Origin of the sequence: Occallatibacter savannae (genome assembly GCF_003131205.1) — a bacterium.
In the GTDB taxonomy this organism is placed as follows: domain Bacteria; phylum Acidobacteriota; class Terriglobia; order Terriglobales; family Acidobacteriaceae; genus Telmatobacter; species Telmatobacter savannae.
Genome location: NZ_QFFY01000001.1, coordinates 586402 through 601525 on the forward strand (window position 1 = coordinate 586402; position 15124 = coordinate 601525).

The 15124-nt window shown below is 60.4% G+C and carries 9 protein-coding genes; 2 read left to right on the forward strand and 7 right to left on the reverse strand.

Annotation, left to right across the window (positions count from 1 at the left end):
* Positions 1 to 13: 13 nt before the first annotated feature.
* The 6 genes from nadE to DHV10_RS02655 form a co-directional block, all read right to left on the reverse strand.
* Entirely contained in the window at positions 14 to 1000 is a 987-nt protein-coding gene (gene nadE, locus DHV10_RS02630; RefSeq protein ID WP_109484751.1) for an NAD(+) synthase, read from the reverse strand.
* The gene (locus DHV10_RS02635; RefSeq protein ID WP_109484752.1) at positions 1001 to 2599 is read right to left on the reverse strand and encodes an AMP-binding protein; all 1599 of its coding nucleotides are present in this window, start codon (positions 2597 to 2599) and stop codon (positions 1001 to 1003) included.
* 8 nt (positions 2600 to 2607) lie between these two features.
* Positions 2608 to 2862 carry an acyl carrier protein gene (locus tag DHV10_RS02640; RefSeq protein ID WP_109484753.1) on the reverse strand — a complete coding sequence of 85 codons (255 nt, stop codon included), beginning with the start codon at positions 2860 to 2862 and terminating at the stop codon, positions 2608 to 2610.
* On the reverse strand, positions 2817 to 4787 hold the full coding sequence (gene asnB / locus DHV10_RS02645) for an asparagine synthase (glutamine-hydrolyzing) (RefSeq protein ID WP_109484754.1): 1971 nt from the start codon (positions 4785 to 4787) through the stop codon (positions 2817 to 2819). Before asnB ends, DHV10_RS02640 begins: the two co-directional genes overlap by 46 nt.
* A gap of 78 nt (positions 4788 to 4865) precedes the next feature.
* Positions 4866 to 5390, reverse strand: coding sequence for an acyltransferase (locus tag DHV10_RS02650; RefSeq protein WP_109484755.1), 525 nt, complete (start codon positions 5388 to 5390; stop codon positions 4866 to 4868).
* 176 nt (positions 5391 to 5566) lie between these two features.
* Positions 5567 to 6049, reverse strand: coding sequence for a DUF2127 domain-containing protein (locus tag DHV10_RS02655; protein WP_109485673.1), 483 nt, complete (start codon positions 6047 to 6049; stop codon positions 5567 to 5569).
* Between the two features lie 118 nt (positions 6050 to 6167).
* Between DHV10_RS02655 and DHV10_RS02660 the strand changes: the two genes are divergently transcribed.
* Both DHV10_RS02660 and DHV10_RS02665 read left to right on the forward strand, forming a co-directional pair.
* Positions 6168 to 8615: a TonB-dependent receptor gene (locus DHV10_RS02660; RefSeq protein ID WP_109484756.1), complete on the forward strand. Its 2448-nt coding sequence runs from the start codon at positions 6168 to 6170 to the stop codon at positions 8613 to 8615.
* 172 nt (positions 8616 to 8787) lie between these two features.
* A complete protein-coding gene (locus DHV10_RS02665; protein ID WP_109484757.1) occupies positions 8788 to 11637 on the forward strand; it encodes an ABC transporter permease in 2850 nt (949 codons plus the stop codon).
* A gap of 428 nt (positions 11638 to 12065) precedes the next feature.
* Here DHV10_RS02665 and uvrA read toward each other — a convergent pair whose 3' ends face one another.
* On the reverse strand, positions 12066 to 14987 hold the full coding sequence (uvrA, locus tag DHV10_RS02670; protein WP_109484758.1) for an excinuclease ABC subunit UvrA: 2922 nt from the start codon (positions 14985 to 14987) through the stop codon (positions 12066 to 12068).
* Between the last annotated feature and the right edge of the window lie 137 nt (positions 14988 to 15124).

Genomic DNA, 15124 nt, shown 5'->3' on the forward strand with positions numbered 1-15124 from the left:
CTCCGCGCGGGCGTCAAGACGAGGTCTCCCCAAAGCACACGGGCGACCTATGCAGATAGCGCGCATGAGCACGCTTGCGATCGATCATCGAGTACGCTCGCTGCACCTGGTCGGCAGTCAGCTCAACCATCGGCGCAAGCTCCGAAGCCGCAGTCCCGTGATCCCGCCCATACAGACAGACGTCCATCTTGCTCAGCGGCATTGAAAAGTAAAACTCCTCCTGCGACTGCTCCAGCGGATACGTATCCGTTGTCGGCGGGCGCTCTTGAATCTCCTTCGGGATCTCCAGATACTCCGCGAGCTGATAAACCTGCGTCTTGTACAGGTGCGCAATCGGCTTGAAATCCGCTGCCCCGTCTCCGCACTTCACAAAGAATCCAAGCTCGTACTCCAGCCGGTTCGGGGTTCCCGCTACTGCAAAGTTCAGCCGATCCGCGTGGTAGTACTCCACCATCTTGCGCGTACGCTGCTTCATGTTGCTCGCCGCAACCATCCCCAGATAAGCCTCGAGCGTCAGCCGCACTTTTCTTCTCTCTCCGGCAGGCGACTGCACCACGACGGAAAACAAAGCAATCTGATCCGCTGCAATTAGGTCGGGAAGCGTGATCTTGCACTTCCAGCCCGCGCCGTACTCGGGAACCACCAGTCGAATCGCATCGTCCCGCCGCCGATAACACCGTGACGCATCGAGCATCGGCGTGATGTCCACCATCTCCGATCGAATCCCCAGCGATTCAGCGAGCTGCCGCCCCAGCACAACACTGTCCGGGGACGATTCTCCCTCCGGCATCAGCAGCCCTAGCACACGATCCGGGCCCAGAGCCCGTGCGCACAGCGCCGCAACCACGCTGCTGTCGATGCCGCCCGAAACTCCCACCACCGCACCCTTTCGTTTGAACTGGTAAAACACGACCTGCCGAATCGCCTCCACGATTCGCTCCGTCTCGCGCTCGGCATCGATCGCGAGAACGTCCCGGGCTTCCCTCACATGTGTTCCCATCTACATCACCCTCGCTGTAGAGTTGAAAAGCGACTCCGTCCTCATTTCACTTTCCTCCTCCGCAAGCATCCGCCTGTTCACTTTTCCCGACTCGGTCCGCGGCAGCGATGCCCGCACCTCCACAACCTTCGGGACCATGAAATCCTCGAGCTTCGTAGCGCAGTGCCGCAGCACCTGTTGCGCCGTAACGCTGGTTCCCGGCTTTGCTACGACGAGAGCCTTGATCGCACTCCCGAGAATCGGGTCCGGGATCGCAATCACCGCCGCTTCGGCGATCGAATCCAGGGAGTAGATCGCATCCTCAATCTCCCGCGGGCTCACCTTCTCCCCCCGAGTCTTGATGATGTCGTCGCGCCGTCCAACGAAGTACAGATACCCGTCCTGGTCCGCGTAAAACAGGTCCCCGCTGTGCAGCACCCGCTCTCCCGGCAGCGGCCCCGGCCGCAGGCACCTCTCCGTCTCCTCGGGAAGCTCCCAATATCCCTTCATCACGTTCGAACCGCGAATCACAAGCTCTCCCACCGCGCCCGGTCCGACCCGATTCCCCTCAGGGTCGACGATGTACACCTCCTCATTCGGCATTCCGCGTCCCACCGAGCCAGGCCGTACATCAATCTCTTCCGGAGGCAGATACGACACCCGCTTGCATTCCGTCAGCCCGTACATCGAGTAGATCTTTACCTGCGGAAACAACGCCCGCAGCTTGCGAATGTGTTCAATCGGCAGTGCCGCCGCCGTGTTCGTGATGTAGCGCAGCTTCGGAAATGCATAGCGCGAGAGGTTCATCTGCAGCAGCGTGGCAGAGATCGTCGGCACAATCGGAAACCCGGTCACGCCCTCCTCCGCAATCCGCTGCAGCACCGGATGCGCATAGGCGAACGAATTCAGCAGCACCAGCGTTCCGCCTACCTTGAACATCATCAGCAGCTGGTACAGCCCGTAGTCGAACGAGAGTGGCAGCACGTTGAGTACAACGTCATCAGCGCGATTCTCGAGATACGTCGTGATCGAATTCGCCGCTGAAACGATGTTCAGGTGCGTCATCATCACACCCTTCGGCCTGCCCGTCGATCCCGAGGTATAGATCAGCGCTGCCAGATCGATGTCGATGCTCCGGCGCTCCGCACGAGCACCACCTGTCCACCGAAGACTTTCAAGCGAGCCGTAGCGTTTCCCTGCCCTGCAAATTGCCTCCGAAGCTTCTTTATCCCCGCCGCGCACGAACACCGACCTGAGATACGGAGTTTCGCCTAGCCATTGCGGCTCCGTCTCAAACTTCGCCGAGTCCACAACGATCGCGGTCGCCCTGCAATTGTTCAGAACGTACGCCAGCTTCTCGCTCTTCATTGTTGCGTGCAGCACCACAAACACTGCATCGGCCTTCAGCGCTGCAAAGATCGCCACCACCGCCTCCACCGAGTTCGGCAGCACAATCACCACTCGATCGCCGCGGCTCACCCCCGCCGCAGCCATCGCATCAGCCAGCGCGCTCGCCCGCTCCTCGATTTCTCTGTAGGTGAAGCGCTCGCGCTCCGTGATTAGCGCCGTTTTCTCCGGGAACCGCCTCGCGCTCTCTTCCAGGAACTCCGCGACCAGCATGGTTGCGCTTACCTCCCGATCTTCCGGCCCACAAACTCCACTAGGTTCCGTATCGAATCGAGATTGGCCGGCACAATCTCATCGTCCTCAACCCGCATTTCGAATCGCTCCTGCAGATAGCTGACCAGTTCCAGAACTCCGGTCGAGTCGATGACGCCGTTGTCCAGCAGCGACTCCTCGTCGCTCAGGTCATCGCCTTTTCCAAACAGAAAATTCGTCACGACGAAGTCGCGAATCTCAGTTCCGATCCCCACTGTGTGCATGAGTCGAGCTGTCTCCCTGCAAATTGGTTGAGTAACAGTTGCGTTGAGAGCACTCCCACGAGCGCCATATTGTCTCTCGTGCTGACCTGCCGCCCTGATTGGAACTTGGCTTTCAGCACGCCCACGGCATTCGCATCGAAGACGCCTCCATCTCGAACCGCACGATGCGACAGGCACTGTTCCACGTACTCCGGCGCATCCGCACCGAAGAAGCACTTCCCATCCGGCGCGCGGTAAGGCTGCTTGGTGCGCTTCAGAATCGACGCGGGAACATCTTCCGCGCAGGCACGTTTGAGCAGATACTTCTCCCTGAGCCCCTTCATCTTCAAATTGGGTGGCAGTTTTGCTGCAAAATCCACCACGCGGTGGTCAAGGAACGGGAACCGCCCCTCAACGCCGTGCGCCATCGCCATTCGATCGCCCTGCGACGAAAGGATGTATCCCGGCAGCAGGCCGGTCGCTTCCAGATACTCCGCCTGATGGAACGGGTGCCAGGTCCAGTACTCGGACGGCAACGCCGCCTTCATCTCCTCGAATGCGTCGTAGTCGCGCAATTCGTTCCGCACATCTTCAGACAGCAAAAGCTTCAGCCGTGCCGTCAGTTCCCAGCGTGGCAGATGCGAGAAGAACGGGCTCCCAAGATCGCCCTCGCTCACTCGGAAGAAATGCCGCAGATACGCCGGCGACTGCCGCTGTAGTCCATCCATATACGGGTAGAGTCGCTTCAGCAGCAGCGGCCTCCAGCGCGACGACACATCGCGTGCCCAAAACCTCCGTATTTTCGCCTCTTTAAAAATGTCGTAACCGCCTAAAACCTCGTCCGCGCCCTCTCCCGTCAGCACCACCTTAAATCCGCTCTCCCGCACCAGACGCGAAAGCAGCAACATCGGAGCCGGCGCCGTCCGCAACACCGGCTGCTCCGCATGCCGCACCACCTCCGGGAATATCTCCGCAATATCTGCGGCCGAGCAGCAGAAGCTGCTGTGGTCCGTCTTGAGGAACTCGCTGGCCTCCTGCTGAAACCGCCTTTCGTCGTACTCGGCATCGGCAAACGCAATCGAAAAGCTCCGCAGCCGGTCTCCCGCGACATGTGCAGCCAGAGCCGTCGTGACCGTCGAATCGATTCCGCCGCTCAGGTAACACCCGACCGGCACATCCGCTCTCAGGCGGATCCTCGTCGCATCCAGCAGAAGCTCTCGAAGCTCGCAAGCAAGCTCCCGCTCCTCCTCGACCGTGCGGTGCTTCTCTTCGGGAAAGGAAAGCGACCAGTACCGCTCCACCCGAACACCGCGCTCATCCACCACCGCCGAGCACCCCGGTGGAAGCTGCCATATGCCCTTGAATGCCGTGCGCGGCGCAATCGTCGTCCAGAAAGTAAAAACCTGATCCAGCGCCCGCAAATCGAATTCAGCCCGCACCGACGGCTGCGCGAGCAGCGCCTTCATCTCCGACGCGAAAAGAAATCCGCGGCGCGTCTGAGTGTAGTAGAGCGGCCTGATCCCCATGCGATCGCGCGAGAGAAACAGTCGCCGCATCCGCCGATCCCAGATCGCAAACGCCCACTGCCCGTTGAACCGACGCACGCACTGCTCGCCATCCTCTTCGTATTGATGGAGGATCACCTCCGTGTCCGACGAAGTGGCAAATCGATGTCCGCGCTTCTCCAGTTCCTCTCTCAGCTCGATGTAGTTGAAGATCTCCCCGTTGAACGTAATCGCAAGATCTCCATCAGAGCTCCGCATCGGCTGGTGTCCGCCTGCAACGTCAATGATGCTCAGCCGCGCGTGCCCCAGCCCGACATTCCCTTCCGTGTACACTCCGCAATCATCCGGACCGCGGTGCCGGATCGCGGCAACCATCTTCCCAAGCATCCCGGCATCGGCAGGGCTCAAGTCGGTATTCAAAACACCGCAGATCCCGCACATGCCGTACCGTTCCTTTCAACTGCCCCAATCCTGCAACTCAGCGCGCGATCACCGCCCGCAATCCGCTCGATCTCCGGCTCAATGACGATGCGTTACGAACTCGTGCGCAGGTGTGTGTGTTCCGTTCAGCGGCCTCATCCCCTGCACAAATTCTTCGTAGGAGTGCTCTGCAGTCAGAGGCACAGTCGCCGTCCCGATCACCTCCGGCGCGGGCGGCCCCCACAAAGCGTGCGGCGGAACATTCCGGCTCACCACCGTTCCCGCCTTGATCACCGCTCCTTCACCAATCCGCACATTCGGCAGAATCACGCAGTGAGGCCCGATGAACACATCCTTCTCGATCACTACCGTGCCTTTGTGCTGTGTCCGCACCGGCCCCCAGTAGAGGTGCGCAAAAATCGTAGTGCGCAAGCCGATCGTGCAGTTGTCTCCAATAAAAATCCGATCGGGATGGCAGTCATCCATGTACACGAAATGCGACAGCCACACATGCCTGCCGATCTGCACGCCGCGCAGCCGATGCAGCCACGGACGCAGGCTCGATCCACCGGGTCCGATAAACGCGAGTATGTGAAGGAAACGGCCTAACAAATTTCGAATCATCGCTCGAAATCCATGCGCCGCAAGCAGCTTGCAGACGATGATTCATCTAAGCGCAACTCGACTTCCTACATGCGTGACAACCATCACTGACTGCCTTTTCTGCCGCTTATCTTTGGTAATCGGGAGCGTGTGCCGAAGGTTGTAGGCACCTTCGTGCTGATTCGCACACTCACCGCTCAGCTGCTCGGCTCGCGCTTGATGCGCACAATCAGGTAGATCACCACCGCGATGTTCATCAGCAGCACCAACCCCTTCAAAGCCGTCGGCCGATGGATCGTCTCGTAAATCTCCACCGGCACCAGCGACCCCGTAATGATGATCGTGAGCCACTCGCCCCAGCGCTTCTGCAGCCACAGCCCCGTCCCCTCAGCCAGAAACAGCCCTGCATAAATGAAGCTCACAATCCCCAGCTCGCGAATCCGATGAGGCGAGAGATTCGTCACCTTCTGGATCGCATGATTCACTAGCCGTCCACCCGGATCCAGGTTGAGCATCGCCACCCAGTGCTGTACCAGCGTGCCCAGGTCCGCATGAACCAGCTTTAGCGCTCCAATCCCTGTCGCGATCAGCGTCGCGGCCTTTAGAAACTTGAATACAGCAATAAGTCGCAGCACCCCATCGTGCGAGCTTCTCTTTCGGGTTCGACTTCTGATCGCCATTGCGGTATCCGTCACCATCACAACCTACTGAGATGCAGACCGTGCACCCCCTGAGTGGCTGGCCGACAGATCGTGTCCTCCTCGCATCTACAATGAGGTGAATTTTAAATGCTGCGAAATGCGCCACCTGCGTCTACTTGCGATCGCGATATGTCTGGCGGCCTTCTTCCCAGCCGCGCAGCCGCAGCAGCCGGGGCGGGCAACATCCATCTCCGTCGTCGATGAGGTTGGCGCACCCGTTGCCGCAGCCCAGATCACCATCCGCCCTCCCGGCTCCCAGCCGCTCTCGGCAGTCACTGACTTCGCCGGCAAGGGCAGCTACATCCTACCCTCAGATGCTCCCTACCAGCTCCAGGTGACCAAGCCCGGCTTCTACCAGCAGCTCGTCGATCAGCAGAACCCTGAGGTCCGCGACATCCGCATCATTCTCAACCACGAACAGGTAGTCTCGACCAACGTCAGCGTCTCCACCTCTGTCCCCGGCATCAACCCCGAACAGGTCTCCGACAACCGGACCATGAATGTTCCGGAGATCACCAACGTCCCCTACCCCACCTCGCGCGACATCCGCAACCTGTTGCCCTTCTACCCCGGTATCGTGCAGGACGGCACAGGCCAGGTTCACGTCGTCGGCTCGGAAGCCTGGGCCACCCTCTACCTCCTCGACGGTTTCGACATCCGCTCCCCCGTAAGCGGGAATCTCGCCCTCCGCGTCAGCGCCGACGCTATTCGATCTATCGACCAGCAATCGACGCGCTATCCCGTCGAGTTCGGTCGCAATACCGGCGGTGTCATCGCCCTCTACACCGGAATGGGCGACAATCAATTCCGCTTCAACACCACCAATTTCGTTCCGTCCCTCCAGCAGAAGAACGGCATCCGCTTCGACAAGTTCGTGCCCCGCTTCACTTTCTCCGGCCCGCTCGTGCGCGATCGCGCCTGGTTCTTCGACGCGCTCGATCTCGAATACGACAACATCTACATACCCGAGCTTCCTTCCAACGCCGACACCAACCACGTGCTGCGCGGAAGCAACCTGCTCAAACTCCAGGCCAACGTCACACCATCCAGCATCGTCTCCGCAGGCCTGCTGACCAACGCCTACCACTCCCTCTACGACGGCCTCTCGTCGCTCAACCCGCGGCAGAGCACAACGAAGCGCAACACGATCGCCTGGATGCCCTACCTTCGCGACCAGTGGAGCTTTAAAAGCGGCGCGCTTTTCGATGCCGGCATCGCCTTCCTCAGCATCCGCGACGGCTTTGTCCCTCACCCCGATGGCCCCTTCAGAATCACTCCCGAGATTTATCTCGGCAGCTACTTCCAGGCCCTCACCGGACGCTCCCAGCGCGTTCAGGGCAACGCGGCCCTCTATCTGCCGCCCCAGCACTGGCAGGGACAGCACAACATCAAACTCGGCATCGACATCGATCGCGTCGTCTACAGCGAGCACCAGTTCCTCGCTCCTATCAACTATCTCCGTGAAGACGGAACCTTACTGCGCCAGAGCACCTTCCCTTCAACAACTCCTTCCGTGCTCCACAATGTCGAAACCGGCATCTACCTTCAGGACCACTGGACCCTTCCCAGCAAACTCATCATCGCGCCCGGCCTGCGTTTCGACTGGGACCAGCTCGTGCGCCGTCCCGTCCTCTCCCCGCGTATCGCCGCAACCTGGTCGCCTGCTGCGCTCTCCTCGAACACCAAGCTGAGCGCCGGCATCGGCCTCTACTACGACCACACGCAGCTCGAATATCTCACTCGCCCATTCACCGGCGCGCGCATCGATCAAACCTTCGCACCCGGTGGCCTCACGCCCGACGGTCCGCCTCTCACCACTCAATTCCTCGCAGACTCCCACTCCCTGCGCCAACCGCGCGCTCTCAACTGGAGCGTGGGCCTCGAGCAGAAACTGCCCACCGCGATCTATCTGCGTGCTGAGTTCCTGCGCAAACGAATCAAAGATCAATTCGCCTATGTCAACGAAACCGCGCCCGGCGCCTACCGCCTCACCTCCACCCGGCAGGATCACGACAATCTCTTCGAAGTCGACGCCCGTCGCACCTTCGCGCACGGCTATACGCTCTTCGGTGCCTACACGCATTCGACCGCCCACACCAACGCCGCGATCGACTACGCACCCACGATCTCCGACTTCGGACCGCAGCAGAGCGGCCCACTGCCCTGGGACGTACCCAATCGCATCCTCTCCTGGGGATGGCTTCCGTTCGATGTCCCCTGGTTCCGCAAAAGCTGGGACTTCGTCTACACCGCCGACTGGCACACCGGCGTTCCCTACACCGCCATCAACGCCAACCAGCAGGTCGTCGGCGTAGCAGGCCAGCGTCGCTTCCCCAACTTCACATCCATCAGCCCCGGCCTTGAGTGGCGCTTCCACTTCCGCGGCTCCTACTTCGGCCTGCGCGGAGTGCTCGAGAACGCCACCAGCAGCCGCAATCCCTCCGTCGTCAACCGCGTCATCGACTCCCCGCAGTTCGGCGCCTTCAGCGAGTTCGACGGCCGCACCTTCACCGCCCGCATCCGCCTCATCAACTCCGGCAAATAGTGTTTACTCCAAATAACCTCACGAGCGCGTCAGCGGACTGGGAACTGGACACTGGAGACTGAAGACTGTCCGTCCTTCCGTCACTCTCCTCTTGACAATCTAGATGTCATCGCTATCCTCTAGTTTATCTAGAGGAATGGCCATCATTCCCCTTCAACCGTGAAAGGATTTCATGGGCTTTGTAGCGAATCTGGTTGACGGCCTGCGATCGCTCCTCCGCAAAAAGCAGACAGAACGCGAGCTGGACGAAGAGCTGAGCGAATTTTTTGACGCTTCAGTGGCGGACAAAATCAAGTCCGGCATGACCGCACCCGATGCCCGCCGCGCCGCCGTCCATGACCTGGGCGGCACCCGCAACTCCGTCAAACATCAGGTCTGGAGTTCGCGCTGGGAGTCGATCCTCGAAGGTCTCTTTCAGGACATCCGGATGGGGTTTCGCTCCCTTCTAAAAAGCCCCGGATACACCGCCATCGCCCTGCTCTCGCTCGCTCTCGGCATCGGCGGCAACACAGCCATCTTCACGCTCATCGATCAGGTGCTTCTCCGCAATCTCCCTGTCCGCGATCCGCAACAACTCGTCGCATTCGGCGACTCCGTCTTTGGAGGCGTAGCCGGCGGAATCGATCTCGGAGACTTCGGCGGCTACTTCCCCTGGGACTTCTCGAAACAGCTGGAAGCGAACCCCGGCCCCTTTCAAGGCATTGCATCCTACGGCAGCTTCTCCAGCAAGGTCAGCATCCGTCTCCCCGGCGCGGGCTCCGCCTCAGCGGCCGTCCACCTCGCCCCGGCAACGCTGGTCTCCGGCAACTACTTCCATGTTCTTGACGCGCAACCACTCGTCGGCCGAACAATCCTGCCCTCCGACGATGCAGCAACGGGTTCAGGAGCGGTGGTCGTCCTCAGCCACCGTTTCTGGCGTCAGTCCTTATCTGAGGATCCCGCAATCATCGGCAAAACGATCAGCATCAACACAACTCCGTTTGAAGTGGTCGGCGTCATGCCTGAAGCGTTCCACGGCTTCAAACAGGAACTTGAGCCGACGGATCTCTGGGTGCCGCTCAGCATGCAACGCGTCATCCTGCAACAGCCCTCCATGCTCACACCGCATTCAGGCCTCTTCTTCCTGCACGTCCTCGGCCGCCTCAGCCCTGAAGCCGTCTCCAGCAAGTCGGCATTTGCCGCAGCACAGAACTGGCTCAATCAGCAGGTCCGCTCGGCCTCGCTCGCCAACGAGGGCAGCAAAATCAAGCCCGATCGCCGCGCAGAGATCAACCGCCTCACCGTTCCTCTCGTACGCGCTTCCAACGGCGTCTCACTCGTCCGCTCGCAGTACGGCGACTCGCTCAAGATACTCATGGCCGTTGTCGGCCTGGTCCTGCTCATCGCCTGCGCCAATCTCGCAAACTTCCTTCTCGCACGTTCAACTGCGCGCAAGCACGAGATCGCTACGCGCCTTGCTCTAGGCTCCTCCCGCGCCCGCATCGTCAGGCAGAGCTTCACAGAGACGCTCTTGTTGTCGCTCACTGGCGGCGCTCTCGGCCTTGGAGTTGCATTCATCGCCACCCGCGCACTGATTGCCTCTGTCGGCGAGCGCAATGGCGACCTCACCATGAGCGCAACTCCAAATGCGTCCGTCATCATCTTCACGCTCGGCGTCTCAATCGCAACCGCGATTCTGTTCGGATTCGCCCCCGCAGTCATCGCCTCCCAAATCGGCAATCGCGGAGCACTCAATACAAGCTCTCGAACCCAGCAGGCTGCGGGTGGCAGAAGTTCGCGCCTCTGGCCAAAAGCGCTCATTGTCGTTCAGGTGACGCTCTCGCTTGTTCTTCTTGTCGGAGCGGGCCTGCTCCTGCGCACGTTGCGTAACCTTCAGAATCAGGACTACGGCTTCGAGCGCACTCACCTGCTGCTGGCCGACTTCGGTGAGAAACTCGCCGGCTATCAACCGCACCAGCTGCCCGCACTTCACCAGCAACTGCTCGAGCGCCTCTCCGCCATCCCGGGTGTCCGCTCCGCCGCGCTCGCCGAGACACCTCCCGTCAGCAACGGCGCATGGAGCTCGAACATCACGCTCGAGGGCTACACTCCGGCGCCGAAGGAAAACATGGTTTCGATTCTCAACCGGATCTCCGGAAACTACTTCGAAACCGCCGGCATTTCCATCGTCGCCGGCCGGCCCATCATACCCGCCGATACCGCCGGCAGTCTCAGAGTCGCAGTGGTCAATGAAACTCTCGCCAGGAAGTTCTTCCCGCGTGATAACGCCATCGGCAGCAAGCTGACCATCGGCATCGATTCCGTCGCGGGCCCCTGGGTGATTGTCGGCGTCGCTCGCGACACGCGATCGCAGAATCCCCGCCACACCGATCCGATTCGCATGACCTATATCCCTCTCGCGCAGATTGATCCATACATGCCTGTTCAGCCCTCCTCATCAGGCACTCCCAGGCCGGCGGTCCGCGAAGAAAATCTCAACCGGTACGCCAGCGTCATCCTGTTGCGGACCACAGGCGATCCGGAAAAAGTCTCAGCCGATCTGCGCTCCGCCGTCGCCTCTGTGGACCCCAATTTGCCTCTGACCAAAATCACCACTATTCGCGAACAGGTTTCAAATCTCATCTCCAACGACGAATTGATCTCCACACTGACGAGCATCTTCTCAGCGCTCGCCCTGCTTCTCGCCGCCATAGGCCTGTATGGAGTCATGAGCTACAACGTCGCGCAGCGCACACCCGAGATCGGCGTTCGCCTGGCTCTCGGAGCCCGCGTCGAGAGCGTCCGCTGGATGGTTCTCCGCGAGTCTCTGCTGCTGCTCGCCATAGGCGTCGCGCTCGGCCTGCCGCTCACCATCGCCGGCGCTCGCGGCATCCAGAGCCAGTTGTTTGGCTTGAGCGCCTCCGATCCGCTGACATACGCCATCGCCATGGCCGCCATCGCCGCGATGACTATCCTGGCCTCCTGGCTTCCCGCCCTGCGAGCCTCCCGAGTCGATCCCCTCGTCGCCCTTCGCTACGAATAGATCGCCCCGTAGGGCTGTTTCACGTCAGGTCAAGCATAGCCCGAACGCAAAGTTAAGCTAACCTGCTGATTCAAAACGTAAAAAACATCCTCGCCGTTTTGCAGTCTAATTCGCCGATTTCGTCATAATTGAGGTATGGAAACGCAAGCAAGAAGACCCGCCGTGGACACTCGGAACTTGAAGGGCTGCATGTCACCTCTTGCCGGACAGGAGGCGCTAAGTTCTTTGTTTACATACACCTTGTATATAAGTTCAATGGCTTGACACACTTACGGCGAAGCGCACGCCGTAACTCGAACAAACAAAGCAACTTGCTTACAAGGTGTGTGAGGGGGAGGGGCCCCCCTCAGGATCAGTACTCAGCCGTACTCACCACGAACCACTGAACACATTGCTGACAACTGACGACAGATAACTGAAAACTGTCTTTAAAGCGCTTTCGCCAGCCAATGCCCCGTATGCGAATGCAGATTCTGCGCGATCGCCTCCGGCGTGCCCTCGGCGACGATCTTGCCGCCGCCCTCGCCGCCCTCCGGCCCGAGATCGATCACCCAGTCCGCCGACTTGATCACGTCAAGGTTGTGCTCGATGACAATCAATGACCCGCCGCCGTCGATCAGCTTCCTGAACGCCGTCAGCAGCTTCGACACATCATCGAAGTGCAACCCGGTCGTCGGCTCATCAAGGATGTAGAGCACACGGCTGGCCTGCGACGGCTTTGCATTCGCATTCGCCGATCGCACCTGCGCCAGGTGCGCCGCAAGCTTCACGCGCTGCGCCTCGCCGCCCGAAAGCGTTGTCGCCGACTGACCGAGCCGTAGATACCCCAGCCCAACCTCGTCCAGCACGGCCAGCTTTTCCAGCAATCGCGTCTGCCCTGTAAAGAACCGCAGCGCTTCTTTGACAGTCATCTGCAGCACTTCGTGGATGTTCTTGCCCTTGTACTGCACCTCGAGCACGCGCGCTTGGTAGCGAGTCCCATTGCAGTCTTCGCACGGCAACTCCACATCGGCCAGGAACTGCATCTCCACGGTTACCGTGCCGTCACCTTCGCATGTGTTGCATCGCCCGCCTGGCACATTGAACGAAAAGTGCCCCGGCGTCAGGCTCAGCTTCTTCGCGTCCGGCTGCGCCGCAAACAGCTCGCGGATCAGATCGAATCCTTTGATGTACGTAATCGGATTAGACCTCGGCGTTCTGCCGATCGGCGTCTGATCCACGAGCACCACGTCGTTCAACCGCTCCGCTCCCGTCAGCGAACGAAACACGCCCGAGGGATCGCCTCCGTCCGATTGTCCCAGCGCCCGCGCCACTGCGCGATAGAGAACCTGATGCACCAGCGTCGATTTGCCCGAACCCGAAACGCCCGTGATCGCCACCAGCATCCCGAGAGGAATCTGCACATCGAGCCCATGCAGATTGTTCGCCTCTGCGCCCTTCAGTACCAGCTTCTCGCGCCCCGGCTCGCGCCTGCGCGTCGGCACCGGGATCGTAATCTTTCCGGACAGATACTTCCCTGTCAGCGAATTCGGATTCGCCTCAACCTCAGCCAGCACACCATCTGCCAGAATCTTGCCGCCAAACTCGCCTGCCCCCGGGCCCAGGTCCAGCAGATGATCTGCCGCTCGCAGCACATCCGAGTCATGCTCCACCACGACGATCGTGTTCCCCAGATCCCGAAGCTCTTTCAAAATCCGAATCAGCCGATCCGTGTCGCGCGTGTGCAGCCCGATCGAAGGCTCATCGAGCACGTACAGCGCACCCACCAGATGCGATCCCAGCGACGTCGCAAGCTGAATCCGCTGCGCCTCTCCGCCCGACAACGTCGACGCCAATCGATCGAGAGTCAGATATTCCAGCCCTACCGCATCCAGAAAGCTCAGCCGCTGTCGAACCTCTTCGAGAATCGGCCCTGCAATCTCATCCTGCATCGGAGTCAGCTTCACATTCGCAAAGAAGTCCTTCGCCTTCGCAATCGTCAACGCCGCAGCCTGGCAGATGTTCAGGCCGTTGATCCTGACAGCCCTCGCTTCGGCACGCAGTCTCTGTCCCCTGCACTCCGGACACTCCGCGTACCCGCGATACTTACTCAGCATCACTCTCACGTGCAGCTTGTACTTCTTCCGCTCCATCGCCGCGAAGAATCCATGCACGCCTTCAAAGGAACCTTTGCCGCGCAGCACCGTCTCCCGCGCCGCCTCGCTCATCTCGCGCCACGGCACATCCATCGGAATCCCAAGCGTGCCGGCCTGCTTCTTCATATCCGTGAACCACGACCGGTACTTCGGCCGGTTCCACGGATCGATCGCGCCATCCGTCAGGCTCAAGCCCTTATCCGGAATGACCAGATTCAAATCGTAATCAACCGTATTGCCGAACCCCTGGCACCGCGGACACGCCCCAAACGGGTTGTTGAAACTGAACAGCCTCGGCTCCGGTTCCTTCCCCGGCCTGTGGCAATTCGTGCACTCGTACTCCCCCGAGAACCTGCGCCGAATCCGCTCCGCGCTCTCTTCCCGCGGCACCGTCTCGAAGATCACCTCGCCTGCCTCTCGATACGCGATCTCCGCGGCATCCACGATGCGAGCCCTGTTCTCCGCATTCACCACGATGCGATCGAGCAGCACGTACACCGGCTTCGCGAAATCCACGTCGATCAGCGACTCCGGTGTCGAGAACTCGTAGATCTGCCCGTTCTGGTAGAGCCGGTTGAATCCCGATCCGCGCAGTTCCAGCAACCGCGCCTTCATCCCCTCGCTCAGCGGCTCCGCAACAGCCACGGCACTTGTAGACTTGCCTGCGCTCTTCGCCGCTGCCTTCGTACGCTTTGCCGGCTTCGGCGCAACCGTCTCCTTCGGTTCATGCTCCTGGTGCTTCACGGGGAACAGCGCATGCAGCCGCGTGCCCTCACCCAGCGCCTGCACCGACTCGGCGACTTCATCGATCGAATCGCGCTTCACGATTCCGTCGCAATAGATGCAGTGCACCTCGCCGCAGCGCGCATAGAGCAGTCGCAGGTAGTCGTAGATCTCGGTCGCCGTCGCGACCGTCGACCTCGGATTGCGCGTGGTATTTTTCTGCTTGATCGCAATCGCCGGAGCCAGCCCGTCGATCTCGTCGACATCCGGCTTCTCGATCCGCTCCAGAAACTGCCGCGCATACGCCGAAAGCGACTCCACATACCGCCGCTGCCCCTCAGCGTAGATCGTGTCGAACGCGAGCGAGCTCTTGCCCGATCCCGACACTCCGCTGACCACCGTCAGCTTGCCGTGCGGGATTTCGCAGGAAATATTCTTCAGGTTGTGGGTCCGCGCGCCGCGGATGACGATCGCGTCGTTCGATGAACTCAAAGGGAAGACACCGGGATGAATGAAGTGTTACAGCAGCATCACAGAGCCCACAGAGAGGCTCAGAACGCAGCCGTCCATCCTTCATTATAGAGCGCACAGCTACCCGGCCTCGCAAAGGTCCACCCTGCGAGATCAAG

Bases quoted from the DNA above. Each gene is read 5' to 3' on its own strand.
- DHV10_RS02650 (WP_109484755.1), bottom strand. From the start codon at position 5,390: ATGATTCGAAATTTGTTAGGCCGTTTCCTTCACATACTCGCGTTTATC.
- DHV10_RS02655 (WP_109485673.1), bottom strand. From the start codon at position 6,049: ATGGCGATCAGAAGTCGAACCCGAAAGAGAAGCTCGCACGATGGGGTG.
- DHV10_RS02665 (WP_109484757.1), top strand. From the start codon at position 8,788: ATGGGCTTTGTAGCGAATCTGGTTGACGGCCTGCGATCGCTCCTCCGC.
- DHV10_RS02660 (WP_109484756.1), top strand. From the start codon at position 6,168: ATGCGCCACCTGCGTCTACTTGCGATCGCGATATGTCTGGCGGCCTTC.
- nadE (WP_109484751.1), bottom strand. From the start codon at position 1,000: ATGGGAACACATGTGAGGGAAGCCCGGGACGTTCTCGCGATCGATGCC.
- asnB (WP_109484754.1), bottom strand. From the start codon at position 4,787: ATGTGCGGGATCTGCGGTGTTTTGAATACCGACTTGAGCCCTGCCGAT.
- DHV10_RS02635 (WP_109484752.1), bottom strand. From the start codon at position 2,599: ATGCTGGTCGCGGAGTTCCTGGAAGAGAGCGCGAGGCGGTTCCCGGAG.
- DHV10_RS02640 (WP_109484753.1), bottom strand. From the start codon at position 2,862: ATGCACACAGTGGGGATCGGAACTGAGATTCGCGACTTCGTCGTGACG.